The organism is Niveibacterium sp. 24ML, assembly GCF_026586805.1.
GTDB lineage: Bacteria > Pseudomonadota > Gammaproteobacteria > Burkholderiales > Rhodocyclaceae > Niveibacterium.
Genome location: NZ_JAPFHA010000004.1, coordinates 212,988 through 237,029 on the forward strand (window position 1 = coordinate 212,988; position 24,042 = coordinate 237,029).

Sequence of the window (24,042 nt, forward strand, 5' to 3'; positions counted from 1 at the left end):
GTACAAACAGAGAACCCGAGGCGTCCGACAGATGGCGCCCGACACCCTCAACCCTGACAGGAGTAACACCATGAGCACAGTCACCCTTGGCGGCAACCCGATCGAGGTCACCGGCAGCTTCCCCGCCGCTGGCAGCACCGCCGCCGATTTCGCACTGGTCGGTGCCGACCTCGCCAACCACGGCCTCGCCGAATTCGCCGGCAAGCGCAAGGTGCTGAACATCGTGCCCTCGCTCGACACCCCGACCTGCGCGGTATCGACCCGCAAGTTCAACGAGCAGGCCGCATCGCTCGACAACACCGTCGTGCTGGTCGTCTCCGCCGATCTGCCCTTCGCCGCCAAGCGCTTCTGCGAAGTCGAAGGTCTCAAGAACGTGATGACCCTGTCGACGATGCGCGGCGGCGAGGCCTTCAAGCAGGCCTACGGTGTGGATATCGCCAGTGGCCCGCTTGCTGGCGTCACGGCGCGTGCCGTGGTTGTGCTCGATGCCGACAACAAGGTGTTGCACAGCGAGCTGGTCAGCGAAATCAAGAACGAGCCGAACTATGAGGCGGCGCTGGCGGTGCTGAAGTAAGGCTTTGGCTGCGGCCGTTTCGGCGGCCTGGTGCGCTGAGGAAGGGAGCCCGCTGCTGCGGGCTCTTTTGTTTTGTGGGTGGTAGGTAGGTTGGTGCTGGGCTTTGCGAAGCTCAGCGGTTTGGCTTGCGATGGGTCTTGCCGGTGGGCGCCGGCCTTCCCGCTCAAGCCGGGTCCCGCCCCGGCGGGCGGGGTACTTTCTTTGTGCGAACAAAGAAAGTACCCAGAGAAAGTCGCCCCGCTTCAACGCCGCGCGCTTCGCACGCGGTGCCCTGCGCTGCTCGAAGCATCGGGTGGCTGCGGAACTCGCCCTCGCTGCGCTCGGTGCTCAAACAGTCCTCGCCACCGCCGCGCAACGCGCGTCGGAACCCGATGCTTCTGCGCTGCTCGGCGTTTCAGAGGGGGAGGGAAGCGCGTCGACGATCAACTGTTGTCGGGCTGTCGTAGCCAGGATTCCGCTTCGCCCCATTCAGGCTACAAACACTCAGTCACTCGTTGGTGCTTGGAAGCCGAGCAAGACGTTCGGTAATGAATCGAGAGTCCGATGGAACTGCTCAAAATTACCCAGCACCCTGAACATCACGTGGGCGCCTTCGAACTGAATGAAGAACAGATCGAGCCTCTCTGAAAGCTCCGGTTCGACGATACCGGCTTCGGTGGCGAGCTTCGCCAGCAATGCACGACGCTTCTCATACAGCGCTTGTACCCAGGGCAGATAGCGCTCTCGTGCTTCACCGATTGTGAATACATCGAGCGTTGAGACCTGGGCGGGATTGGTATTGACGCCGCGTATGTTGGCGAGGATTCGCTCGAGTCGCTCTCTCGGGCTTCCCGGGCCCTGCGCGGCGGTCTCGTTGAATGACTCCTCCCACTGGAGGTACTGCTCTAGTACCGCCCTGGCCATGCTGTCTTTGCCGTCGGGGTAGTAGTGATACAGGCTGCTTTTCTGCAGCCCCATGCGTTCAGCCAAACGCGCAATCGTTGTTCCCTCTAGCCCGTAGATGTGAAACAGCGTGCATAGCTGCTGGTCAAGTAGTTCTCGAGTGACCTTCACGTGACCCTTCCAGCAAAAAGTTCGAACGATGACATCGGCTTGAGTTTTGTCAAACAAGCGCGATTCCTGATTTCTGAAAACAAACGATCGTTCGATTGTTGGATATTATCTAACGAACGTTCGGATTTGTTTTGGCGATTTTGTGACAACGTGTAGCGACAGCTTATCCATTAGGGGCTCGCTGATGGTTCGCGTCACGACATGCACCTCGAACCGCGCTGCCTGCGAAAGCGTTGGCCGACGGAATGGCTACAGAAGAGTGACCCGCCAAATTACGCATCCGACCTCTGTTTCCATCAACAAAACACAGAAAGAGGTAAGTATGCAGTTCAAGATCGGTATCACTCCAGCCGCGGTAGCTTTGGCATTGGCTTCATTTGCTGCGACAACGCAAGCTGCGACAGTGGATTTCCATGGGTATGCGCGTTCCGGTGTTGGCGCGTCCACCGAGGGTGGCAGCCTTGTTTGTTTCAAGAACGTCGGGTCAATGGGAGCCTATCGACTGGGCAATGAGTGCGATACCTACATGGAACTCGCCTTTGACGCCAATCTCGCGGAAAAGGGGGATTCCGTCTTTAAGCTGCATACGATGATCGTCGCGGGCACGCAGCAACTGAATGATTGGGAGCAAAGCGCGCCGGCTTGGCGACAAGTCTGGGCCGAAGCGACGAATGTGGGAGCAGGGCCGTTGAGCAATGCAAGTCTGTGGGCGGGCAAACGCTACTACAAACGCCAGAATGTCGATATGCTCGATTTCTGGTACGTCGAAGTCGCTGGGCCGGGCGCAGGTATTGAAGGAATTGACATTGGCGGCGTTGGCAAATTTTCATATGCCTATATGCGCACGGGCGGCGACCTTGACTACAACGATCCGCCGCTTAACGACTTCTTCCCGAACTATTCGGCGGGCGGGAACAAGAGCATGACAAACCATGACCTGCGGCTCGAAGGTATTGCCTTGGGAAGCTATGGATCGATTGACGCGATACTCAATATTGCCAGTCCGAACAACCGCGAAGACGTGAAGGGCAAGGGGGGGTATGCCTTTACGGCCCAGCATACGATCGGTGTTCTGGGTGGTTTCAACCGCATCCATGCAAGCTTTGCAAAAGACGGCTCCAATCTCAACCACGGTACCAAGTGGTACGCCGATGACACGTTGAAGTACGAGGGCTTTCAGGTTATGGATCAGATGGTCTTCGATAGCGGGCCGTTTAATGGTTCGGCAGTGATTGGCTATCAGAGCGACAAAAATGGCGATGGGCCGACGGCTAAGCAATTCACGATTGGCGTGCGGCCGTGGTACCACTTCAACGATCTGTACTCGGTCGGCGGCGAGTTGGGCCACATTGAAGTGAAGCCTGGTAACGGGGCTGAAACTCGCAAGCTCGACAAGCTGACCGTGGCCGCCCAGATCACCGCAGGCAAGAGCTTCTGGTCGCGTCCGGCTATTCGGGCCTACTACACCTACGCCAAATGGAATGACGCACTGAAAGGCAGCAACGTGACCTGTACCGGCCGCGATTGCAATGTCAAAGCGCAGGGCTTTGACGACACGACCAACGGCGCCAGTTACGGCATGCAGTTTGAGGCGTGGTGGTAAGGGATGACACAGGAAGCCGGGCTGTGACACCACACAGTTTGCAGCCCGACTGACGGAAGCGTGCCCTTCGGTAAGTTCGATCGTCCCGAAGGGTTTCAAACGGCAAGGGCAACCCCTCTCCTGTCCCTGCCGCGAACACTCCCGTCTGCGCTGAAGCAGATCAATACAGGCTGCTTCAGCGCATCCCGCGTGGGTGCCGGCGCTGATCGTTCTGATCATCCGGTCGTTGCGACGCTCCAGAAACCAATCGCAGGCGCAATGTCAGGACCGTTCCGAAACGAGCACTTATTGGCAATAGCCGAATTGCGCGCGCAGATTCGCGTCTTCGCCAAAGCCAAAGCCAAAGCCAAAGCCAAAGCTGTCTTGTCGATTCTCATCTGCGGGTCGATCGCTTACGAAACGATCCTGATCTTTCAACACCAGTTCAAGAAACACATTCTTGCTCGAGCCGTAGCCGAGAAGTCCCGCGTCAGGCCACACATTTGACATGGCTCCACCTAGCACCTTGTCATGCCTGACTGCTGCGCCCAGCCCTTCGCTTTTGCGTCGGAGCGCCAAGCCACCCAGTTGGCCCGCAGTCAGGGCTATTTGACGCCGCCAAGCCTGTCTCTGGTGATGATGATGTTTGCACGAGATCAATTGCGGCGTAATGCGATTCCATGGCGTGATGGAGTCGGGTGCCAGAGGCGTGACCTGCACGGCACAATCCGCCCGCCCTCGCCAAGCTGGTTGAGTGTTCGCGCCGCTTGCCGCGATTGTTCGCAAGCACAACGACCCGAATCAAGATGAACAAGAAGATGTTGTTGGCCGCGGTGGCGGCCTGTTTTTGCTCCCTGAGTGCCCAGGCCGACGAAGGCCGCTCGGTGTATTTCGCGCTGACCGGCGGCTTGACCTTTGGCGGTGACGAGATCGCTACGATCGAGTACACCAATGGCACCTCGACCGAACTGCGGGCGGGCAATCTGGTGAACATTGGTGCTGGTCTGCTGTGGGCGCCAGCCGATATGCCGATGTCGGTACAGGCGACCCTGAACTACCACGTCGATGACGCCAGTGCCGACAACGGCCACGCCTCGTTTTCGCGTGTGCCGGTCGAGGTGATGGGCTACTACAACGGGGTCAGCAAATGGCGCTTTGGCGCGGGCCTGCGCTTTGTGAACAGCGTCAGCGCGGAGTTCAAGCGCGATGGGCTGGCGACGGAAACGATCGAGTTTTCCAATGCTCTGGGTTATGTGTTTGAGGCGGGCTACCGTTTCGCCAAGCAAGGCTGGGTCAATGGGCGTGTCGGCATCGAGGAATATGAACCCGAAACCCTGAAGGTGGGCAGCCTGCGTTACGACCTGTCCAACGAGAACAAGGTCAAGGCCAACTACGGTGGCGTGAACATCGTCTGGGGTTTCTGATCCGCAGGCACGGTTTGCGTTCGAAAGAGGCCGGGGCGCCCCGGCCTTTTTGTTTGTCGGCAGGGCGGCTCGTCGGTCAATCTGCTGCACCGTCCGGCATAGAATCGCGGCTTCACACGTTTGGAGCCAACATGTCCGTTCTTATCTGCGGGTCGATCGCCTACGACACGATCATGGTCTTTCAGGACCATTTCAAGAAACACATCCTGCCCGAGCAGATCCACATCCTGAACGTGTCCTTTCTGGTGCCGGACATGCGCCGCGAGTTCGGCGGTTGCGCGGGCAACATCGCCTACGCGCTCAAGCTGCTGGGCGGTGCGCCGCTGATCATGGCGACCGCCGGGCAGGACGCGGCGCCCTACCGCATGCGTCTGGCCGATCTGGATATACCTGACACGCATGTGCGTGAAATTGCCGGTGCCTACACCGCGCAAGCCTTCATCACCACCGATCTGGACGATAACCAGATCACCGCCTTCCACCCCGGCGCGATGAGCTGGTCGCACGAAAACCATGTGGCGGATGCGCAGGGCGTGAAGCTGGGCATCGTTGGGCCGGACGGGCGTGACGGCATGTTGCAGCACGCGCGCGACTTCCACGCGGCCGGCATCCCCTTCGTGTTCGATCCGGGTCAGGCGATGCCGCTGTTCTCCGGCGAGGATTTCGTTCAGTTCCTCGACTGGGCAACCTGGTGCACCGTGAATGACTACGAAGCCCACCTGCTGTGCGAGCGCACCGGCCTGACGCTGCCGCAGATTGCAGCCAAGGTGCAGGGCTTGGTGGTGACGCGCGGCGCCGAGGGCTCGACCATTTACGCCGAGGGCCGCGAAACCGTGGTGCCGGTGGTGCCGGTAACGCAGATTGCCGACCCCACCGGTTGCGGCGATGCCTACCGCGGCGGCTTGCTGTACGGCCTGCGCAACGGCTGGTCGCTGGAAAAGGCTTGTCGCCTCGCCAGCGTGATGGGGGCGTTCAAGATCGAGGTGCGCGGCCCGCAGAATTACGCCCCGAGCCGCGACGAGATCGCCGCGCGCTACGCGGCCACTTACGGCGAGCGGCCGTTCTGATGGAGGCCCGGCGCCTGTGTCATCGGGTGCCGGGCTGATGAATCGGGCCGGAGGGGGCGTCGATCAGCCGTCGCCGCGCTCGCCTGCCGCATGCAGGTGCCGGCGTACCGATAGCGCTGCGCCGAGCCAGCCGAGCAGGGCGGCGAAGCCGATCAGGGCGAGTACGCCCAGCAGATCGGGCCCGCTCAGTTCGAGCGGGATGCCGTAGGACTCGGCCAGTTGCGTGGCGGGGCCGCGCATCAGGGCGAGGATGCCGAGCAGCAGCCCCCAGGCGGTGAGCCCGCCCAGCGCGCCTTGCAGCGCACCAAACCACAGGAAGGGCCGCCGCACCCATTGCTGGGTGGCGCCAAGCAGCAGGCTCACGCCGATTTCATGCCGCTGCGTGAGGATCTGCAGGCGGATCGTATTGAAGGTAACGATCACCAATGCGGCGCCGAGCAGGCCGGCGAGCGCGCCGACCGCGGTGTGCACCAGGCTCACGACGGCCGCCAGGCGCTGGACCCATGCGGTATCCAGTTGCACATGGGCGACGCCGGGCAAGTTGCGGAAGGCGCTGCTGAGGCGTTCGAATTCGGCCGGCGCATCGCTGCGCGGGGTGACGATGAAGGCGTCTGGCAACGGGTTCTCACCGAGGGTTTGTGCCAGTTCGCCCAGGCCGGCGCCGCTGGCCAGTTGCTTGAGGGCGTCCTCGCGCGCCACGAAGCGCAGGCCGGCAACCGCGTCCTCGGCCCGCAGCGCCTTTTCGACGGCCGCCACCTGTGCCTTGTCGGCGCCAACGGCCATGAACAGGCTGATTTCCGGGCGGCCCGAAAGCCCCTGCGCGAGACGCGCAACACTGTCGGCCAGCACATAGCCCAGCGCGGGCAGCACCAGCGCAATCGCCACCACCAGCACCGAGAGCACGGTGCCCAGCGGTGTGTGCGCCAGCCGCTGCACCGAGCGGGTCAAGGCCAATCCATGCAAGGCAAGCCAGCGGGTCATTCGGTCACCAGCCTTCCTTTTGAAAGTTCGATGCGGCGCGGCGCGCGGTCGGCGAACAGGCGTTCGTCGTGGGTCGCGATGATCATCGTCACGCCCGCTTCGTTGTAATCGCGGAACAGGTTTGCAATGTCCTGCGCGTAAGCGGCGTCGAGGTTGGCGGTGGGCTCGTCGGCGATGAGGATGCTGGGGCGATTGACGATCGCGCGGGCGATCGCCACCCGTTGTTGCTCGCCGCCCGATAGCGAAATCGGCATCGAACGTTCGTGCTCGGCGAGCCCGACGCGTTCGAGCGCTGCGCGCACCCGCGCCTTGGCATCGCGCGCCGGCATGTCGGCAAGGATGAGCGGCAGGATCACGTTGTCGTAGACGTTGCGGTCGTAGAGCAGGCGGCTGTCTTGCGTGACCAGGCCGAGGCTGCGCCGCAGATAGGGGATCGCGCTTTGCGGCAGGCGGCTGACATCCTGGTCGCTGATCAGCACGCGGCCGCTGGTGGGGCGTTCGAGCACCGGCAGCAGCTTGAGCAAGGTGCTCTTGCCGGCGCCGGAATGGCCGCGCAGCACGACGAGTTCGCCGCGCTCGATGCGCAGCGTCACGTTTACCAGTGCTTCGTAGCCACCGGGGTAGCGCTTCGAAACCTTATCGAACTGGATCACGCGGCAGCCTCCTCGGGCCAGTCGATCAGTTGGACGGTGCGGCGTCGAACAGGGCGTCGACAAACTCGCGTGCGACGAAGGGCTGCAGGTCGTCGATGCCCTCGCCGACGCCGATGTAACGGATCGGCTTCGGGTTGGTGCGCGCAATCGCGGCCAGCACGCCGCCCTTGGCGGTGCCGTCTAGCTTGGTGACGACCAGTCCGGTGACGCCAACCGCCTTGTCGAAGGCGGCAAGCTGGGCGAGCGCGTTCTGGCCAATGTTCGAATCAAGCACCAGCAGGACTTCGTGTGGCCCGCTCGGGTCGGCCTTCTGGATCACGCGGCGTACCTTGGCGATTTCTTCCATCAGGTGCAGCTGGGTCGGCAGGCGGCCGGCGGTGTCGGCCAGCACGATGTCGATGCCGCGGGCGCGGGCCGCGCTGATCGCGTCGAAGATCACCGCGGCAGGGTCGCCGCCGTCTTGCGCAATCACCGTCACGTCGTTGCGCCGGCCCCACTCCTGCAACTGCTCGCGCGCGGCGGCGCGGAAGGTGTCGCCGGCGGCGAGGATCACGCTCTTGCCCTGGCTCTGGAAGCGCTTGGCGAGCTTGCCGATCGAGGTGGTCTTGCCCGAGCCATTCACGCCGGCAAGCATGATGATCGTGGGTTTGTGGGTGTTGATGTCGAGCGCCTGCTCAAGCGGTTTGAGCAGGCCTTCGAGCAGCTCCATCAGCACGCCTTTGAGCTGGTCGCCGGTTTCGAGCTTGTCGCGCTTCCAGCGCTTGCGCATCTCGTCGATCAGGTACTGCGTGGCCTGCACGCCGCAATCGGCGGTCAGCAGCGTTGTTTCGATCTCGTCGAGCAGTTCGTCGTCGATCTTGCGGCGCGAGAACAGGTCGGACATCACGTCGCCAACGTCGGCTCCCAGTGTGGGGCCGACGGCGGCGTTGAGCTTCGCGCGGGTCTTCGAGAGGCCTTCACGCAGCCGGCTGGCCCACGATTTTTCGGGCTCGGCGCCGGGTGCCGGTGCTGGCGTGGCAGGCACGGGGGGCGGCGTGGTGGCGGGTGCGGGCGTGAGCGGCGCCGGATTCTCGGCCGATACAGGGGCCGCCGTATCGCTTGCGGGCTTCTTCTTGAAGAAATCGAACATGGCAGGATCTGTCCTTGCTGGCGCGTGCGGGTGGCGCCCGCGCCCGTGTGCCGCTAATATGCTGCGCCCGCAGCAGCCCTGCAGAGGCTGCAACGGCAGGAATTTTCAACCCACAAGTCTAGCAGATGCCCCCCTTACGCTTTACGCCAGTTCCCCGCGGATCCGCCCGATGAGCCAGCTTCGAATCATTGGCGGGCAATGGCGTTCACGTCGCCTCGGGGTGGCTGAAGTGCCTGGTTTGCGGCCGACGCCCGACCGTGTCCGCGAAACGCTCTTCAACTGGCTGGGGCAGGACATGGAAGGCTGGTCCTGCCTCGACCTGTTTGCCGGCAGTGGGGCGCTGGGCTTTGAAGCCGCCTCGCGCGGGGCTGAACAGGTGTGCTTTGTGGAGCAGAATGCCACTGCATTTGCTGTTCTGCAGCAAAACGCCAGGCTGCTGGGCGGCAGCGCGATGCAGTGCCAGCGGGGCGATGCCTTGCGCTTCATTGAAAACAGCCCGCGGCGCTACGACCTGGTGTTTGTCGATCCGCCTTTTCGCCAGCAATGGCTGGAAAAGCTCGCGCCCGTGATCGAACGGGTGCTCAATGACGAAGGCTTGGTTTATGTCGAGGCCGAGGCGCCCGTGACGTCGTTGGGGGGCTTGCGGGCCATCAAGGCCGGCAAGGCCGGCCAGGTTTACTATCAACTGCTTCAAGGAGGCGCCGCATGAGGGAGCGCGTAGCGGTCTACCCGGGGACCTTCGACCCCCTCACCGGTGGCCATGAAGATCTGGTGCGGCGCGCTTCGCGCATGTTCGAACGCGTCATCGTCGCGGTGGCCGACAGCCGCGGGAAACGCCCGATCTTCGAGCTTGAAGAGCGTGTCGAGATCGCGCGGGAAGTGCTGGTTGGATACCCCAACGTCGAGGTTGCCGGCTTCTCTGGCCTTTTGCTCGACTTCCTGAAGAAGCAGGATGCGCGCATCGTGCTGCGCGGCCTGCGCGCGGTGTCCGACTTCGAGTACGAATTCCAGATGGCCGGCATGAACCGACGGCTCTATCCGGAGGTCGAATACGTGTTCCTGACGCCGGCCGACGAGTTCATGTTCCTGTCTGCCACGATGGTGCGCGAGATTGCACTGCTCGGTGGCGACGTCAGCAAATTTGTTCATCCGGCCGTGCAGGCGCGGCTGAGCGAAAAGATCAATGCCCTGAGAGGATGAGGAAGAGGTAGCGATATGGCTTTGATGATTACCGACGAATGCATCAACTGCGACGTGTGCGAGCCCGAGTGCCCGAACAACGCGATTTCGCAAGGTGCCGAGATTTACGAGATCGACCCGAACAAGTGCACCGAGTGCGTCGGCCACTACGATGAGCCGCAGTGCCAGCAGGTTTGCCCGGTGGATTGCATTCCGCTGAGCCCGGAGCATGTGGAGTCGAAGGATCAGTTGATGGACAAGTTCCTCAAGCTGACCGCACAGAAAGCCTGATCGCTGCGGCGATCAGCAACAAAAAAGGGGCGACCGCGGTCGCCCCTTTTTTTGGCAAGTCCGAATCAGGCTGCGCGTGCCGGGGCTTCCGCTGGCGCCAGTTCGCCGACGATGCCGATCGCGCCGGCGATGCCACGCTCGATGCGCGACAGTTCGGCCAGTTGTTGCAGCGCGGCGCGTTCCGACTGATCGAGCTCGGCGATCCGCTCTTCAAGCGTGCCGGTCGCTTCGTGGATGCGCTTGACGCTTTCAAGACGGCGCTTGAGCTGGATCTGGTACTCGCGGACCTGGGTTTCGAGCGGGCTCATCACCGCGCGCAGCCACTGGTCGACATCGCGGTTGGCCATCTCGAAGGTGCGGCGCGCTTCTAGCGCGATCGTGTCGAAGAAACGCTGCGTCACGGTGCCCTTGCGGTGCAGCACCATCGCGCCGACGGTGTTCAGTTGCTGGTTGAAGGCGGCGCGCAGGCGCTCGATTTCCTTTTCGTAACGCAAGGTCGAGAAACCGGTTGGCGAAGCGAGCTTGAGGCCGTGCTCGACGGCGAACTTCTTGTACATCGTGTCGAGCATGCGCTGGATCTCGCCCACTTCGTCGGCCGACTTGCGCAGGTTGTCGCGCAGTTGATCGAAGAATCTCTCCATTGCCTCCCGCAGGCCGCGCGAGAAATTCGCTTCCAGCATCGCTTCGCGGGTGCGGCGGGTTTCGGTGCGCAGCGCGTCAAGACCCAGGTGGGCGTAGAGGTTGTTCGAGAGGCTGGTGAACACGCTGCGTGTGGCGTGGTACTTCTGCAGCCCCTGTTCGAATTCGTTTTTCTCGGCGCGCACCTTGCGCATCATGTATTCGATGACGCTGCGGTTCTTGCCGCGCAGGTCCGAGAGCTCGCGCACCTGTTCCTGCACGCTGCGCAGGCGGGCGTTGAGCAGTTCGCGGGTGCGGCGGATGATCTCGCCGGTTTCGCCGCGCGCGTTGTCGCGCACGATCTCTTGCCGCGTCGGCAGCAATTCGCTGGTGAGCGCGCTTTCAAGCGCCTCGACCTGGCTGCGATCGAGCAGCTCCGGGTCGCGCGTCACTTTTGCAAGCAGGGCCTTCTGTGCGGAGACCGGGAAAATCTGGTTCTCCGGCACCGAAAGCGTGCGCGAGACGCTGCTCACCTGGCCGCGGATTTCCTTTGCGATCTGAGCCTCGGAGCGCATGCCGTCCCACAGGCTGTCGATCTTGTTGAGTACCACGACGCGACCGCGCTGCGCCTCTTTACCGGCGACGATGTATTCCTGCCACACCGCCAGATCGCTTTGCGTCACACCGGTGTCTACCGCTAGGATGAAGAGCACCGCATGGGCGTTCGGTAGCAGCGAAAGCGTCAGCTCGGGTTCCGAACCGATTGCATTGAGACCCGGCGTGTCGACCACTACCAGGCCTTGCTTGAGCAGCGGGTGCGGGAACTGGATCATCGCGTGGCGCCAGGCGGCGATCTCTACCTTGCCGTCTGCTTCGATGCGAGCGCCCTTCTTGCCGTGTGGGTCCACCGCAAAGCCCAGCCGCACGGCATCCGGCGGCGAGACCCGCTTGGTTTCACCAACTCGCGACATCGCGCGCTGCATGCTCTCGGTGGAGCTGACGTCGATCGGCACCGTGATCCACTCTTCCGGGTGGCGCTTGAATTCCTGCACGCCAGCCCCGCGCGCGCGGGTTTCGATCGGCAGCAGGCGGATCGACGGTTCCTGCCCCGCTTCCCAGTGCAACTCGGTCGGGCACATCGTGGTGCGGCCGGCGGAGGAGGGAAGGATGCGGTCGCCGTAGTCGGCGAAGAACACGGCGTTGATCAGTTCGGATTTGCCGCGCGAAAACTCGGCGACGAACGCCACCGTCAGTTTCTCTTCGCGCAGGCGTTCGAGCAGGTAGTTCAGGCGCAGATCCGTCTGTGCGTCGCCCACTTCGTTGCGGATGAGCCAGCTCTTGAGCTGCGTGATCGACTGGCCGACGCTGTCGCGCCACTCAGAAAACTCGGAGAAACTGTCAGTCAGGTTCATACCCGCTCCCGGGGGGTGGAGATCCGTGGGCAAAGGCCGTGGATGCGGTCCAGATTGAATTTGGCGAATTCGGCAAGCATAACGAAATTCGCTGCGGCGAGGCGGCTGATCTCCGACGAACGGCGCTCAGCGTGCTGTCAGTTCTGGCACTTCGGGCACCAGAAGGTGCTGCGCTGGCCGAGCGTGGTTTGCCGGATCGGCCCGCCACAGCGCCGGCAGGGCGAGCCGGCACGGCCATACACGTAGGCCTCATGTTGAAAGTAGCCCGGCGCCCCATCGCTGCCGACAAAGTCGCGCAGGGTGCTGCCGCCGGCCTGGATGGCAGCGAGCAGGGTCTCCTTGACGGCTGCAACCAGTTTTTCGCAGCGCGCCAGCGATAGCCTGCCGGTCTGGGTGCCCGGCCGGATCCCGGCGCGGAACAGGCTTTCGGATGCGTAGATATTGCCGACGCCGACAATCGTGTGCGCATCCATCAGGAACAGCTTGATCGCGCTGCGGCGGCCTCGCGTCGCCCGGTATAGCCAGGCGCCGTCGAACGCGGCCGCCAGCGGCTCGATGCCCAGCGGCGCCACCAGCGGGTGCGCCTCGATCGGGCCGATCCACCAGTCGACCACGCCGAAGCGGCGCGGGTCGTGATAGCGCAGCGCCCGCGTACCGAACACGATGTCGACATGATCGTGCTTGCGTGGTGGAGCCGTGCTTTCGATCACCCGCAGGTTGCCGGACATGCCCAGGTGGATCAGCAGGGTGCCGCGTTGCGCCTGCAGCAGCAGGTACTTGCCGCGGCGCTGAACGCGTTCGATCTGCTCGCCGGGCAGTTCCAGCGCGAGTGAATGCGGCACTGGCCGCCGCATCCGCGCATCGCGCACGATCACCGATGTGACGGTGCGGCCCTCAACATGCGGGGCAATGCCGCGGCAGGTGGTCTCGACTTCGGGGAGCTCTGGCATCGTGGTGCTTCCGGGCAAGCTGATAACATCGGTCGAACCCATGTTACTTCGGACTGTCCGAATGACGTCTCACCTGAACGGAGTTTCCCCCATGTCCTCGCGTGCGCGGCGCTCATCCCTCATGCGTTGGGCGCTCGGACTCGGCCTTGCTGCTGGCGCGCTGGTCGTCGCGGCACAAGAGCCTGCGGCCAGCGCTTCGGAGCCGCTTGCCGCCAGCAAGCCGGCGGAAATCCCCAGCGCACTGACGCCGAAGATCCTTTACCAATTCCTGCTTTCCGAGATCGCCGGCGCACGCGGTAATTTGCCGCTGGCTTCGCAGGGCTATCTTGAGCTGGCGCGCGAAACGCGGGATCCGCGCATCGCCCGCCGGGCGGCGGAGGTCTCCCTCTATGCGCGCCGGGTGCCCGAAGCGCTTGAGGCGGCGCGGCTCTGGAACGAGCTGGAGCCGGATAACCCGCAGGCGGTGCAGATGCTCGCCGGCCTGCTTGCCGGCGGCATGGGGCGGCTTGACGAGCTGGAGCCGCAATTGGCGCGCATTCTCGCCCGCAACGCAGAGGGGCCGGCGGCGCTGTTGATGGCGCTCAATTCCACCCTGCAGCGCTACCCGGACAAGGCGGAGGTGCGCCGCAGCGTTGATCGCCTGACCGAGCCTTACCTCAAGCTGCCCGAGGCGCACTTTGCCCGCGCCCACGCGGCCTTCAATGCCGGCGATGCGCCCGGCGCACAGGTGGAGCTTGAGCTTGCGCTCGGAATCAAGCCCGACTGGGAGCCCGCTGCCCTGCTCAAGGCCCAGCTGATGCAGCAGGCAGGGCGCAACAAGGAGGCGATTGCCTTTCTGGATGGCTTCATCAAGGGGCGGCCCGATGCGCTCGACGCCCGGCTCGCGCGTGCGCGGCTGCTGGCCGCCGACCGGCAGTACGAGCTGGCGACAAGCGAGTTCGAGGCCTTGGTCAAGAAAGCGCCGGATAACGGCGAGGTGGGTTACACCTATGCTCTGCTGCTGGTGCAGACCGGCAAGCCGGCTGCGGCCGAGGCCGAGTTTCAGCGGCTCCTGGCTTTGGGCAAGCCGGACCCCGATACGGTAAAGATGCAGATCGCGAGCCTGCAGGAAGACCAGAAGCGCACGGCTGAAGCGATTGTTTCGTACCGCTCGATCGGCGCCGGCGCGCAGCGCAACAATGCCTGGATTCGCGCGGCGCTGCTGCAGGCGCGCAGTGGTGATCTGCCCGGCGCCCGTGCCGAGCTGGCGCGCTTGCGCAGTGCGTACCCGAAGGATGCGAATGCCTTCCTTCTGGCCGAGGCGCAGATCCTGCGTGAAATGAACCAGGTGGCCGAGGCATACGGCTTGCTCGATGCCGCGCTGCGTACACAGCCTGACGACCCCGAGCTGATGTACGACCGGGCACTGCTTGCCGAAAGACTGGGCAAAATGGATGTGATGGAGCGTGATCTGCGCCGCCTGATCAAGCTCAAGCCCGACGAAGCACAGGCCTACAACGCGCTTGGCTATTCGCTGGCCGATCGCAATATTCGTCTCGCCGAAGCTTATGAACTGATCCGCAAGGCGCTTGAACTGGCGCCGGGCGATGCCTTCATTCTCGATTCCATGGGCTGGGTGCTCTACCGCAAAGGCGATTTGCCTGCGGCCCACGAACACTTGGCGCGTGCCTTCGCGGAACGCCCGGATCCGGAAATCGCGGCGCATATCGGCGAAGTGCTCTGGATGATGGGCCGTCAGGACGAGGCGCGCAAAACCTGGCAGGACGCACTGCAAGCGCATCCCAAGAACGAAGAGCTGGGCAAGGTGCTCAAGCGATTCGGGCAGTGAAGATGTGGCGTCAAAGCGCGGCAGTCCTGGCCGCCGCAGGCCTTGTCGCATGCACCAGTGTGCCGCCGCTGCCGGCGCCGCTTGCGCAAAGCGATTTCAGCATGAGCGGGCGCGTGCTCGTGCGGCAGGCCGAGCGCGCGGACGTGCTGCGCCTGTATTGGTCGCACCGCGGTGAATCCGACGATGTCCGGCTTGAGACGCCGCTGGGCCAAACCCTGGCAGAGCTGAGCATGGGGCAGGGGTTCGCCCGCGCGCGGCTCGGTGACGGGCGCGAGTTCGAGGCCGCCGACGATAGCGCGCTTGCCAGCCAGGTGATCGGCACCGCTTTGCCGCTGCGCCGGTTCGCCGGCTGGCTTCAGGCCGAGCCGGGCGGCGCGGCGAGCCAGATTGAGCGCGATGCGGCAGGGCGCGTGCTGACGATGTCCGACGCCGGCTGGCGGCTCAGCTACGCCGGTCACGGAGATGTGGTATCTCTCGACGGACCATCGTTGATCGAAGCAAAGCGAGAGGATGTACTTGTGCGAATCAAGATAGAAACCTGGGTGCGCGGAGGCGTCGAGTGAAGAGCGTCGATGCGCGCCGGCGCGTGGCACGTGTGCCTGCGCCGGCCAAGGTAAATTTGTTCCTGCATGTCGTCGGGCGACGCGCCGACGGCTATCACCTGCTGCAAAGCGCCTTCCGCCTGATCGATCGGAGCGACTGGCTTACCCTGAGCGTGCGCGATGACGGCGCGATCCTGCGGACCTCCGAGCTGCCGGGCGTGCCGGCAGAGCAGGACCTAGTCGTGCGGGCGGCCCGCCTGATGCAGCAGAAGACCGGTGTGCGGCTGGGTGTCGAGATCGAACTGGAGAAAACTCTGCCGATGGGCGGCGGCCTTGGCGGCGGCAGCTCTGATGCCGCTTCAGTCATGTTGGCGCTCAACGTGTTGTGGGGCATCAATGCCGAACGCGAGACCCTCGAAGCGTGGGGGCTCGAACTGGGTGCGGATGTGCCATTTTTCATCTTTGGACGCAGTGCCTTTGTCGAGGGCGTTGGTGAGCGGATGCAGCCTCTTGATCTTGTGCCGGCTTGGTATGTCGTCGTCGAGCCAGGCGTTGAGGTGCCGACCGGAGAGATTTTTTCGGCAGACGATTTGACAAGAAATACCGAACCCACCATAATTGCGAGCTTTCCGGAATCATCTACACGGAACGATCTTCAGCCAGTTGTTTGTCGCCGCTACCCGGCGGTGGCTCGTGCGGTTGAAATGCTCGGCGTGTTTGGCGATGCCCGGATGAGCGGTTCTGGTGCCTGTGTTTTTCTGGCTTGCGGTAGCGAGGCCGAAGCGCAGGCAGTTCTTGCGAAGCTCCCGGGCGGTACAGTGGCTTGGGTGGCGCAAGGGATGGATTGGCACCCGTTGCACGATTGGGCGGGGTCAGGACGGTAAGCGCAGCAGTAAAAGGTTTCTTGGGGAGTCGCCAAGTTGGTCAAGGCACCGGATTTTGATTCCGGCATTCGAAGGTTCGAATCCTTCTTCCCCAGCCAGACACAGCGGGCAGGCTTAGGCCTGCCCGCTGTTTTTTCGTCGATTTTCTGAATCGGCGGAGAGCGGTTGATCCGTTGCGCGCGGGGCGCAGCGGATACTGATTTCTCCAACAAATAGGGGTCGATCATGGCTTTCGGCAGCCTGATGGTCTTTACGGGTAACGCCAATCCTAAATTGGCGTCTGATGTGGTCAAGCGTCTGGGTATGTCGATCGGTGCGGCAACCGTCGGGCGTTTTTCCGATGGCGAAGTGAATGTCGAACTGCTCGAAAACGTCCGAGGCAAAGACGTCTTCATGCTGCAATCGACTTGCTACCCGACCAACGACAACCTGATGGAACTGCTGGTGATGACCGACGCGCTCAAGCGCGCATCGGCCGGTCGCATCACCGCCGCCATTCCGTACTTCGGCTATGCCCGCCAGGATCGCCGCCCGCGCAGTGCGCGCGTGCCGATCACCGCGAAGGTCATCGCCAACATGCTGCAGGCCTCGGGCGTTCAGCGCGTGCTGACGGTCGATCTGCATGCCGACCAGATCCAGGGTTTCTTCGATATCCCGGTCGACAACATCTACTCGACGCCGGTGCTGCTGGATGACCTCGCACGCCACCGCGGCGACGATCTGATGGTGGTGTCGCCGGACGTGGGTGGTGTGGTGCGGGCACGCGCCTACGCCAAAAAGCTTGAGTGCGATCTGGCGATCATCGACAAGCGGCGCCCGAAGGCCAACGTTTCCGAAGTGATGAACATCATCGGTGACGTGAAGGGCCGCACCTGTGTGATCGTCGATGACATCGTCGATACCGCCGGCACGCTGTGCAAGGCGGCCCAGGCGCTCAAGGAGAACGGTGCGAAAAAGGTTCTCGCCTACATCACGCACCCGGTTCTGTCGGGCGCTGCGGTGAGCCGGATCTCGGAGTCGGATCTTGACGAGCTGGTCGTGACCGACACCATCCCGCTGCGTGAAGATGCGCGTGGCTGCAGCCGGATCCGCCAGATCTCGATCGGCTCCCTGCTTGCCGACACGATCATGCGTATCAACAACCAGCAGTCGGTGAGCTCTCTCTTCACCGACGAGTAATCGGTTTTCAGACAGGGGTGCGGTGACCGCGCCCCTGTTTTCATCAGAACCCCGCCTGGTCGCGGGCGGGTCAATTGGAGCAACACCATGCAATTCATCATCAAAGCTGAAAAGCGCGTCGAACAAGGTACGGGTGCGAGCCGCCGCCTGCGTCGTGCTGGCAAAGCAGTGGGCATCATCTACGGTGGCGACAAGGCCCCGGTTCAGGTCACGATGGATCACAACGATCTGTTCCACGCCATGCGCAAAGAAGCCTTCCACGCATCCGTGCTGACCATCGACGTCGATGGCACCAAGGAAACGGCCGTGCTGCGTGACACCCAGTGGCACGCTTACCGCCAGCAGATCCTGCACGTTGACTTCCAGCGTGTGGACGCCACCCACAAGATGCACACCAAGGTGCCGCTGCACTTCGTTAATGCCGACATCGCGCCGGGCGTCAAGCTCGAAGGCGGCATCGTGTCGCACGTGATGAACGAAGTGGATGTCGAGTGCCTGCCGGGCGATCTGCCGACCTTCATCGAAGTCGACCTCAAGGATCTGGCTTCGGGCGCCTCGATCCACGTTTCGGCGCTCAAGCTGCCGCAAGGCGTGAAGGCTGTGACGCACGGTGACCCGGTCGTTGCAACCATCATGAAGACCAAGGGCGGCGAAGCTGCTGCCGAAGGCGAAGCCCAGGCCTGAGCCTGAGCCCGCACCGGAACACCGAGGCCACAGATCGGACACGCATGACGCAAGTCGCGCCAAAGCTGATCGTTGGCCTTGGGAATCCGGGGCCCGAGTACGTCGAAACCCGGCACAACGCCGGGTTTTGGTTTTGTGAGCAGCTCGCGCGCGAGCTGGGTGTTTCGCTCTCGCACGAGTCGCGCTTCCACGGTGTCGCGGGTAATGCCCGTGCCGCGGGCGTGTGGATCTTGCTGCCGCAGACCTACATGAATCGCTCCGGCCAATCGGTGGGTGCCCTGGCGCGTTTCTACCGAATCCAGCCGAACGAGATCCTCGTTGCCCATGATGAGCTCGACATCCTGCCTGGTCAGCTCAAGCTCAAGTGCGGTGGCGGCAATGGCGGCCACAACGGCCTCAAGGACATCCAGGCCCATCTGGGAACACCCGATTTCTGGCGTCTGCGGATCGGCATCGGCCATCCGGGCGACCGTAACCAGGTGGCCAACTTCGTGCTGCATCGCCCTTCGCGCGACGAACAGACGCTGATCGATGAGTCGATTGGTCGTGCGCTGGATGCGTGGCCGAAGATGCTGGCCGGCGAGTGGGAACGCGCGACGCAGGCGATCAATTCAAAGCCGAAACCCAAACCTGTTTAGCCGCGGATTTCGCGGATGTGTTCAAAGCGAATGCATCGGCGAAATCTGCGCCTTCATCCGCGTGATCCGCGGTTAGCTTTTTGAAAGAGCCATCACCATGAGTCTGAAATGCGGCATTGTTGGTTTGCCCAACGTCGGTAAGTCCACGCTGTTCAATGCGCTGACCAAGGCGGGCATCGCGGCCGAAAACTACCCGTTCTGCACGATCGAGCCGAACGTCGGCATCGTCGAAGTGCCTGACCCGCGCCTCGCGCAGCTTTCCGAAATCGTCAAGCCGCAGAAGATCCAGCCGGCGATCGTCGAGTTCGTCGACATCGCGGGTCTGGTTGCTGGTGCATCGAAGGGCGAGGGCCTGGGCAACCAGTTCCTCGCAAACATCCGCGAAACCGACGCGATCGTGAACGTCGTGCGCTGCTTTGACGACGAGAACGTGGTGCACGTGAACGGCCGCGTCGACCCGATCGCCGATATCGAGACCATCGTTACCGAACTGGCGCTGGCCGATCTGGCTGTGGTCGAACGCACGCTCAAGCGCGATACCAACAAGGCCAAGGCTGGCGACAAGGATGCCCGCAAGCTGGTTGCGGTGCTTGAGCAGGTGTTGCCACATCTGAACGAAGGCAAGCCGGTGCGCACGCTCGATTTGTCTGACGACGACAAGTTCTTGCTCAAGCCGCTCTGCCTGATGACGATCAAGCCGGCGATGTACGTCGGCAACGTGCTCGAAGACGGCGCCGAGAATAACCCCTACCTCGACCGCCTGCGCGAGCATGCGGCAAAGGAAGGCGCGCCCGTCGTCGCACTGTGCGCGAAGATCGAGCAGGAACTGGCTGAGCTGGAAGACGAGGACAAGATGGCATTCCTCGCTGACCTCGGCTACGACGAGCCGGGCCTCAACCGCCTGATCCGTGCCGGCTACGATCTGCTGGGTCTGCAGACCTACTTCACAGCAGGTGTGAAGGAAGTGCGCGCCTGGACGATCCACAAGGGCGACACCGCACCGCAGGCTGCCGGTGTGATCCATACCGACTTCGAGCGCGGCTTCATTCGCGCCCAGACGATAGCCTTTGAAGATTTCATCGCCTACAAGGGCGAGGCGGGCGCGAAGGAGGCAGGCAAGATGCGTTCGGAAGGCAAGGAGTACATCGTCAAGGATGGTGACGTGCTCAACTTCTTGTTCAACGTCTGATCGTTTCGGCGCTTTCAGCCAAGAGCCCCGCGCGGCGCGTTGCCGGCGGGGCTTTTTCATTGGATGGGTCACCCGGTCGGGCCGGATCGCCCCGGTGCGTTGGCTTCCGCGTTGCTGCTGGGGCGCCGCTGCATTGGCGCTCAGGCCGGGTCGTCCTGCTCTTCGAGAGCGGCCTCGAGTTCGTCGAAGCGATCTTCCAGCCACTCCTGTGCTTGCGAGGCGCCCAGCCATTTGTTGAGCGCGTCCTGGTCCGCTTGCGGCCAGTCACAGCGTTCGGTGCCGACGTCGGCGGCGACGAGCCCGGTTGCGGTCTCCACGCCCGGCTCCTTGGCGCCCACTTGTGGGATGAATTCGACCAGATCGACCCAGGGGAGCAGGTCGTTGGGATCCTGCACATCGGCCTGGATCTGCGCGATGGTGTCGGGGTCAGAGGCGAGTACGCGCTCGAAAACGCGATCGGCAGACAGGCCGATCCGGCGGCCGCTGGGCAGTTGGGGCATGGCAGTTCCTGGAAGCGAAATCGTGAGGGTAGCCGGTTTCGGCCCTGCTGCGCCGGCGGATCGCTGGGGGCGTGCGCCGTAGACGTGCCGAGCGGCTTGCGCGGGCCTGGTCAGCCCTTGTTCGTAATGCTTGCGAATACCGCGCTGCGGCCGCCAAGGGTTTTGGCGCGATACATTGCGGCATCCGCGCGCTGCATGAGTTGCTCGCCGGTGGCGGCGTGATTCGGATAGAGGGCGATCCCGATCGAGACTCCCAGCAGGTAGTCGCGCTGATCAGAGGTCACCGGCTCCCGCACCGCCTCGAGCACTTTCGTGGCCACGGCTTCGGCCGCTTGCGGGCCCTCTACCTCGGGCAGCAGCACGACGAATTCATCGCCGCCGACGCGGGCGACGGTATCGGCGTCGCGCACGGCCAGACGCAGTCGGTGCGCGATGGTTGCAAGCACTGCGTCACCGACGGCATGGCCATCGGAGTCGTTGATGATCTTGAAGTCGTCCAGATCGAGCAGCATGAGCCCGACCTGGGTCTCGCGTCGTTTGGCTTGAGCAATGGCTTGTTCGAGCCGGTCTGACAGCAGCCGCCGGTTGGGCAGGCCGGTCAGTGGGTCGTGGTAGGCGAGGTGTCGGTAACGCTCGGCATTGCGCATGCGCTCGCTGATGTCGCTGGCGATGCCGTGGTATCCGGCGAACTCGCCGTTCTCATTGAAAATCGGGTTGCCACTGGTGGAAAACCAGATCCGGGTGCCATCGGCGCGCGAGACGTAAAAGACGAAGTCGCGGAAGGCTTCATGCGCGGCAAGTTGCGACTTGTGCTGTTGCCATTGTTCTGGCAGCACGCCCTCGATCTTCGCCACCTCCCAGCGCCGTTTGCCCATGCAGTCGTGCAAAGCGTTGCCAATGCGATCCATGCCGGCACCGGAGAGATGCGTGAAGCGTAACTCGGCATCCTGCTCCCAGTAGAGATCCGACGACATCGAGACCAAGCGCCGGAAGCGCTCTTCGCTGGTGCGCAGCGCACGTTCGGTTTCCAGGCGAACGGTGATGTCAGAGCCCATCCAGACCATGCCCGCCTCGGGCCGCTCGGGCGAGACCGGCATTCCGATCATCTCGGCTTGGAAGGTGCTGCCGTCGCGCCGGCGCAGGGGCGCTACGTACGTGTAGGCGCGCCCGTCGTGCATCGCGGTGAGGGCGGCTTCGCTGTGGCGCTGCCAGTCGTCGGCATTCTGGTGCCAGACCCACATCGGGCTGCCGACCACGTCGGCCTCGCTGCAGCCCATCAACTGCAGAAAGCGCCGGTTGCACTTGAGGATGTGCGGCCCCTTCACCAGCACGATCGCCTCTGCCGCGGTATCGAAGATCACCTGCTGCTCGCGCGCGAGCGCTTCGCTTTCGAGCCGGCGTTGCAGTGTGCGCAACAGGGTTCGGTTAAAGGCCCGATGCAGGCCGAACAGCAGCAGCAAATAGCCGAGTACGCCGCCACCGGCAAGCGGCACGGTTTCCGGCGGCTGGATCAGCAGCAGCGCAATCGGCGGCCCCAGGCTGGGCAGCACGATGGTGAAGAAGCTCATCCGGTTGGCGGCCTGGGTGCCGGTGCTGGCCAGTGCGACCGTCATCACGATCAGCACCACGGTGCCGATCTGGACGAGCCCGCCGGGGCGCAGCACGAAGAACACCGTGATTCCCCAGCCGAGCCCTGTCAGCACGTTGCGCACGTGGTAAAGCTGTTCCAGCCATTCGGCGCGGGCAACGGTGAGATCCGGCGCGCACATCGTGCGATGGAAGGCAACGTGCGAGAGCACCAGCAGCATCATCAGCCCTGCCCACACGCCAACCAGTGGGCTGGCGGTAAAGCTCCACAGGGTGGCAGCCATCACCACCACCGCTACGCCGCCTGCCACGCTGGTCACGCGTGAGCTTTCGCCGAGCAGCGCAACCTGCTCGACCAGCAGCCGCTGATCCAGTGGCATATCGACAGGGGTGGGGGCGGTAGGCATTCGTGGCGGTGGTACAGTCGGACGCCAAAGTATGCCGTTTGCTGCCCTTAGCGAAAATGACTGCTTCGTACCCGACTGCGTCGGCATTCACACCCGTGGGCCGATTTGCACCATCGCCCACTGGTTTGCTTCACTTCGGATCGCTGGTTGCCGCACTGGGCAGCTGGCTGGATGCGCGCGCCGCCGGCGGGCGGTGGCTGGTGAGGATCGAGGATGTGGATACGCCGCGCATCGTGCCCGGCGCCGACCAGGCGATCCTGTCAGACCTTGAATCCTTCGGACTGCACTGGGATGGCGAGGTGCTCTGGCAAAGCCAGCGTACCGGGCGCTACCGTGCTGCGCTCGAAGCCCTGCGGGCCGAAGGGCTGATCTACCCCTGCCATTGCTCGCGCAAGCAGATTACGGCGGCCAGTCAGCGCCGCGCCCGCGATGGCGGCTTGCGCTACGCCGGCACCTGCCGCAATGCGCCCTACGTGGCTGAAGGGGGCTGCGCGCAGCGGGTGCGCACGCACGCCGGATTGATCTGCTTCGACGACGCGCTGCAGGGGCGCCAGTGCGAGGACATCGAGCGCGAGGTGGGTGACTTCGTGCTGCTGCGGGCCGACGGCGTCTGGGCTTACCAACTGGCCGTGGTTGTTGACGATGCCGAACAAGGGGTGACCGACATCGTGCGCGGGGCCGACCTGCTTGATTCGACGCCGCGCCAGATCTTTCTGCAGCGCTTGCTGGGCTACCCCGAACCGCGCTATCTGCACTTGCCGGTGGCCTGCAATGCGGCGGGTGAGAAACTATCGAAGCAGACGCTGGCGCGGGCGGTGGCGGCCTTGGCGCCGTCTGATGCGCTGGGCCTGGCGCTTGAGTTTCTCGGGCATGCGCCGCCTGCCGCGCTGCGCGGCGCTCCGGTGCCTGAGCTGCTCGATTGGGCGCGCGGGGCTTGGCGACGCGATCGCCTGCCTGCCGCCCGTGCGGCATCGGCCCCGCCCGGGGTCTGAGCCCGGCGCCAATTAGGGAAGGCCTGAATAGGTGGCTGCGACGGCGCATCGCTGCGTTGCGGCGTGCTCGCTCCCGCGCCTATCCCTTTGATACGTCTTGGTCGCTGCGCGCGCCGCGCCTTGCGCTGCATCCCTCTCGCTCACCTATTCAGACCTTCCTTAGCCGGTGGCTGCGTCGACCGCGGTGGGTGCCACCAGTGCCACCAGGTCTGCCGGCGTAATGCCGACCAGATACCCGCGGCTGCCGCCGTTGATGTAGAGCTTTTCCAGATCGAGCACCGTGCGCTCCACATACACCGGCATCGCCTTGCGCGTGCCGAAGGGCGAGGTGCCGCCGACGCGGTAGCCCGAATGGCGCTCGGCGACTTCGGGCTTGCAGGGCTCAACACTTTTCACGCCGATCGCGCGCGCGAGGTTCTTCGTCGAAACCTCGCGGTCACCATGCATCAGCATGATCAGTGGTTGCGCGCGCTCGTCCTGCAGCACCAACGTTTTCACCACGCTGTGTTCGGGCACGCCGAGCGCAGCCGACGACACGCGCGTGCCGCCATGATCGACGTAGCTGTAACAGTGTTCGGTGAAGGCGATGCCGCGGCTCTTGAGCAAGCGGTTGGCGGGGGTAGAGGGGATCTTCGGGCTCACGGGCTTTCCAGAAATACGCTGTCACACGGAGGTAACCCGGCTGTCATGTTTGGGTCA

25 protein-coding genes and 1 tRNA gene are annotated in these 24,042 nt (G+C 63.5%); 16 read left to right on the forward strand and 10 right to left on the reverse strand.

Annotated features, from left to right (window positions below; genetic code table 11):
• Window positions 1-70: 70 nt before the first annotated feature.
• Complete coding sequence (tpx, locus tag OPU71_RS05365) at window positions 71-574, forward strand: thiol peroxidase (RefSeq protein ID WP_267725898.1); 504 nt, start codon at window positions 71-73, stop codon at window positions 572-574.
• A 483-nt stretch (window positions 575-1,057) separates the two neighbouring features.
• Here tpx and OPU71_RS05370 read toward each other — a convergent pair whose 3' ends face one another.
• Window positions 1,058-1,684, reverse strand: a complete 627-nt coding sequence (locus OPU71_RS05370) for a TetR/AcrR family transcriptional regulator (RefSeq protein ID WP_267725900.1) — start codon at window positions 1,682-1,684, stop codon at window positions 1,058-1,060.
• Window positions 1,685-1,886: 202 nt separating this feature from the next.
• Between OPU71_RS05370 and OPU71_RS05375 the strand changes: the two genes are divergently transcribed.
• Window positions 1,887-3,230 (forward strand): maltoporin, encoded by a 1,344-nt coding sequence (locus tag OPU71_RS05375; protein ID WP_267725902.1) that lies wholly within the window; start codon window positions 1,887-1,889, stop codon window positions 3,228-3,230.
• Window positions 3,231-3,515: 285 nt separating this feature from the next.
• Here OPU71_RS05375 and OPU71_RS05380 read toward each other — a convergent pair whose 3' ends face one another.
• Window positions 3,516-3,929: a hypothetical protein gene (locus tag OPU71_RS05380; RefSeq protein WP_267725904.1), complete on the reverse strand. Its 414-nt coding sequence runs from the start codon at window positions 3,927-3,929 to the stop codon at window positions 3,516-3,518.
• An 86-nt stretch (window positions 3,930-4,015) separates the two neighbouring features.
• Here OPU71_RS05380 and OPU71_RS05385 point away from each other — a divergent pair, with 86 nt between their 5' ends.
• Window positions 4,016-4,633, forward strand: coding sequence for a hypothetical protein (locus OPU71_RS05385; RefSeq protein ID WP_267725906.1), 618 nt, complete (start codon window positions 4,016-4,018; stop codon window positions 4,631-4,633).
• Window positions 4,634-4,764: 131 nt separating this feature from the next.
• A complete protein-coding gene (locus OPU71_RS05390) occupies window positions 4,765-5,700 on the forward strand; it encodes a carbohydrate kinase family protein (RefSeq protein ID WP_267725909.1) in 936 nt (311 codons plus the stop codon).
• 63 nt (window positions 5,701-5,763) lie between these two features.
• Here the strand turns inward: OPU71_RS05390 and ftsX are convergent, their stop codons facing one another.
• From ftsX to ftsY, 3 genes are read right to left on the reverse strand one after another with little or no spacing between them, the layout of a single operon-like run.
• Complete coding sequence (gene ftsX, locus OPU71_RS05395; protein ID WP_267725911.1) at window positions 5,764-6,681, reverse strand: permease-like cell division protein FtsX; 918 nt, start codon at window positions 6,679-6,681, stop codon at window positions 5,764-5,766.
• Window positions 6,678-7,334, reverse strand: a complete 657-nt coding sequence (locus tag OPU71_RS05400; RefSeq protein WP_267725913.1) for a cell division ATP-binding protein FtsE — start codon at window positions 7,332-7,334, stop codon at window positions 6,678-6,680. Before OPU71_RS05400 ends, ftsX begins: the two co-directional genes overlap by 4 nt.
• 25 nt (window positions 7,335-7,359) lie before the next feature.
• Window positions 7,360-8,463 (reverse strand): signal recognition particle-docking protein FtsY, encoded by a 1,104-nt coding sequence (gene ftsY / locus OPU71_RS05405; protein ID WP_267725915.1) that lies wholly within the window; start codon window positions 8,461-8,463, stop codon window positions 7,360-7,362.
• A gap of 169 nt (window positions 8,464-8,632) precedes the next feature.
• On the opposite strand from ftsY, the gene rsmD reads away from it, so the two are divergent.
• From rsmD to OPU71_RS05420, 3 genes are read left to right on the forward strand one after another with little or no spacing between them, the layout of a single operon-like run.
• Window positions 8,633-9,172: a 16S rRNA (guanine(966)-N(2))-methyltransferase RsmD gene (gene rsmD, locus OPU71_RS05410; protein ID WP_267726009.1), complete on the forward strand. Its 540-nt coding sequence runs from the start codon at window positions 8,633-8,635 to the stop codon at window positions 9,170-9,172.
• Complete coding sequence (gene coaD / locus OPU71_RS05415) at window positions 9,169-9,663, forward strand: pantetheine-phosphate adenylyltransferase (protein WP_267725917.1); 495 nt, start codon at window positions 9,169-9,171, stop codon at window positions 9,661-9,663. The genes rsmD and coaD overlap by 4 nt, the downstream gene beginning before the upstream one ends.
• A gap of 15 nt (window positions 9,664-9,678) precedes the next feature.
• Window positions 9,679-9,933 (forward strand): YfhL family 4Fe-4S dicluster ferredoxin, encoded by a 255-nt coding sequence (locus OPU71_RS05420; protein WP_267725919.1) that lies wholly within the window; start codon window positions 9,679-9,681, stop codon window positions 9,931-9,933.
• A gap of 65 nt (window positions 9,934-9,998) precedes the next feature.
• Here OPU71_RS05420 and OPU71_RS05425 read toward each other — a convergent pair whose 3' ends face one another.
• Window positions 9,999-11,963, reverse strand: coding sequence for a dynamin family protein (locus tag OPU71_RS05425; RefSeq protein WP_267725921.1), 1,965 nt, complete (start codon window positions 11,961-11,963; stop codon window positions 9,999-10,001).
• A 137-nt stretch (window positions 11,964-12,100) separates the two neighbouring features.
• Window positions 12,101-12,913, reverse strand: coding sequence for a bifunctional DNA-formamidopyrimidine glycosylase/DNA-(apurinic or apyrimidinic site) lyase (gene mutM / locus OPU71_RS05430; RefSeq protein WP_267725923.1), 813 nt, complete (start codon window positions 12,911-12,913; stop codon window positions 12,101-12,103).
• A gap of 91 nt (window positions 12,914-13,004) precedes the next feature.
• Between mutM and OPU71_RS05435 the strand changes: the two genes are divergently transcribed.
• The 8 genes from OPU71_RS05435 (at window position 13,005) to ychF (ending at window position 19,857) form a co-directional block, all read left to right on the forward strand.
• Window positions 13,005-14,741, forward strand: coding sequence for a tetratricopeptide repeat protein (locus tag OPU71_RS05435; protein ID WP_267725925.1), 1,737 nt, complete (start codon window positions 13,005-13,007; stop codon window positions 14,739-14,741).
• 59 nt (window positions 14,742-14,800) lie between these two features.
• Window positions 14,801-15,304 (forward strand): outer membrane lipoprotein LolB, encoded by a 504-nt coding sequence (locus tag OPU71_RS05440; RefSeq protein ID WP_267725927.1) that lies wholly within the window; start codon window positions 14,801-14,803, stop codon window positions 15,302-15,304.
• Complete coding sequence (gene ispE, locus OPU71_RS05445) at window positions 15,301-16,167, forward strand: 4-(cytidine 5'-diphospho)-2-C-methyl-D-erythritol kinase (RefSeq protein WP_267725929.1); 867 nt, start codon at window positions 15,301-15,303, stop codon at window positions 16,165-16,167. The genes OPU71_RS05440 and ispE overlap by 4 nt, the downstream gene beginning before the upstream one ends.
• Before the next feature lie 21 nt (window positions 16,168-16,188).
• Window positions 16,189-16,265, forward strand: a tRNA-Gln gene (locus OPU71_RS05450).
• 127 nt (window positions 16,266-16,392) lie between these two features.
• Window positions 16,393-17,346, forward strand: a complete 954-nt coding sequence (locus OPU71_RS05455) for a ribose-phosphate pyrophosphokinase (RefSeq protein ID WP_267725931.1) — start codon at window positions 16,393-16,395, stop codon at window positions 17,344-17,346.
• A gap of 87 nt (window positions 17,347-17,433) precedes the next feature.
• Window positions 17,434-18,030: a 50S ribosomal protein L25/general stress protein Ctc gene (locus OPU71_RS05460; RefSeq protein WP_267725933.1), complete on the forward strand. Its 597-nt coding sequence runs from the start codon at window positions 17,434-17,436 to the stop codon at window positions 18,028-18,030.
• A 44-nt stretch (window positions 18,031-18,074) separates the two neighbouring features.
• Window positions 18,075-18,668: an aminoacyl-tRNA hydrolase gene (gene pth, locus OPU71_RS05465; protein ID WP_267725935.1), complete on the forward strand. Its 594-nt coding sequence runs from the start codon at window positions 18,075-18,077 to the stop codon at window positions 18,666-18,668.
• 97 nt (window positions 18,669-18,765) lie between these two features.
• Window positions 18,766-19,857: a redox-regulated ATPase YchF gene (gene ychF / locus OPU71_RS05470; RefSeq protein WP_267725937.1), complete on the forward strand. Its 1,092-nt coding sequence runs from the start codon at window positions 18,766-18,768 to the stop codon at window positions 19,855-19,857.
• Window positions 19,858-19,997: 140 nt separating this feature from the next.
• On the opposite strand, the gene OPU71_RS05475 is transcribed toward ychF, so the two are convergent.
• The gene (locus OPU71_RS05475) at window positions 19,998-20,357 is read right to left on the reverse strand and encodes a hypothetical protein (RefSeq protein WP_267725939.1); all 360 of its coding nucleotides are present in this window, start codon (window positions 20,355-20,357) and stop codon (window positions 19,998-20,000) included.
• Between the two features lie 110 nt (window positions 20,358-20,467).
• Window positions 20,468-22,351: a sensor domain-containing diguanylate cyclase gene (locus OPU71_RS05480; protein ID WP_267725941.1), complete on the reverse strand. Its 1,884-nt coding sequence runs from the start codon at window positions 22,349-22,351 to the stop codon at window positions 20,468-20,470.
• A gap of 95 nt (window positions 22,352-22,446) precedes the next feature.
• On the opposite strand from OPU71_RS05480, the gene gluQRS reads away from it, so the two are divergent.
• Window positions 22,447-23,343: a tRNA glutamyl-Q(34) synthetase GluQRS gene (gene gluQRS, locus OPU71_RS05485; RefSeq protein WP_420712362.1), complete on the forward strand. Its 897-nt coding sequence runs from the start codon at window positions 22,447-22,449 to the stop codon at window positions 23,341-23,343.
• Between the two features lie 159 nt (window positions 23,344-23,502).
• Here gluQRS and OPU71_RS05490 read toward each other — a convergent pair whose 3' ends face one another.
• Window positions 23,503-23,985 carry an aminoacyl-tRNA deacylase gene (locus tag OPU71_RS05490; RefSeq protein WP_267725945.1) on the reverse strand — a complete coding sequence of 161 codons (483 nt, stop codon included), beginning with the start codon at window positions 23,983-23,985 and terminating at the stop codon, window positions 23,503-23,505.
• Window positions 23,986-24,042: the final 57 nt, after the last annotated feature.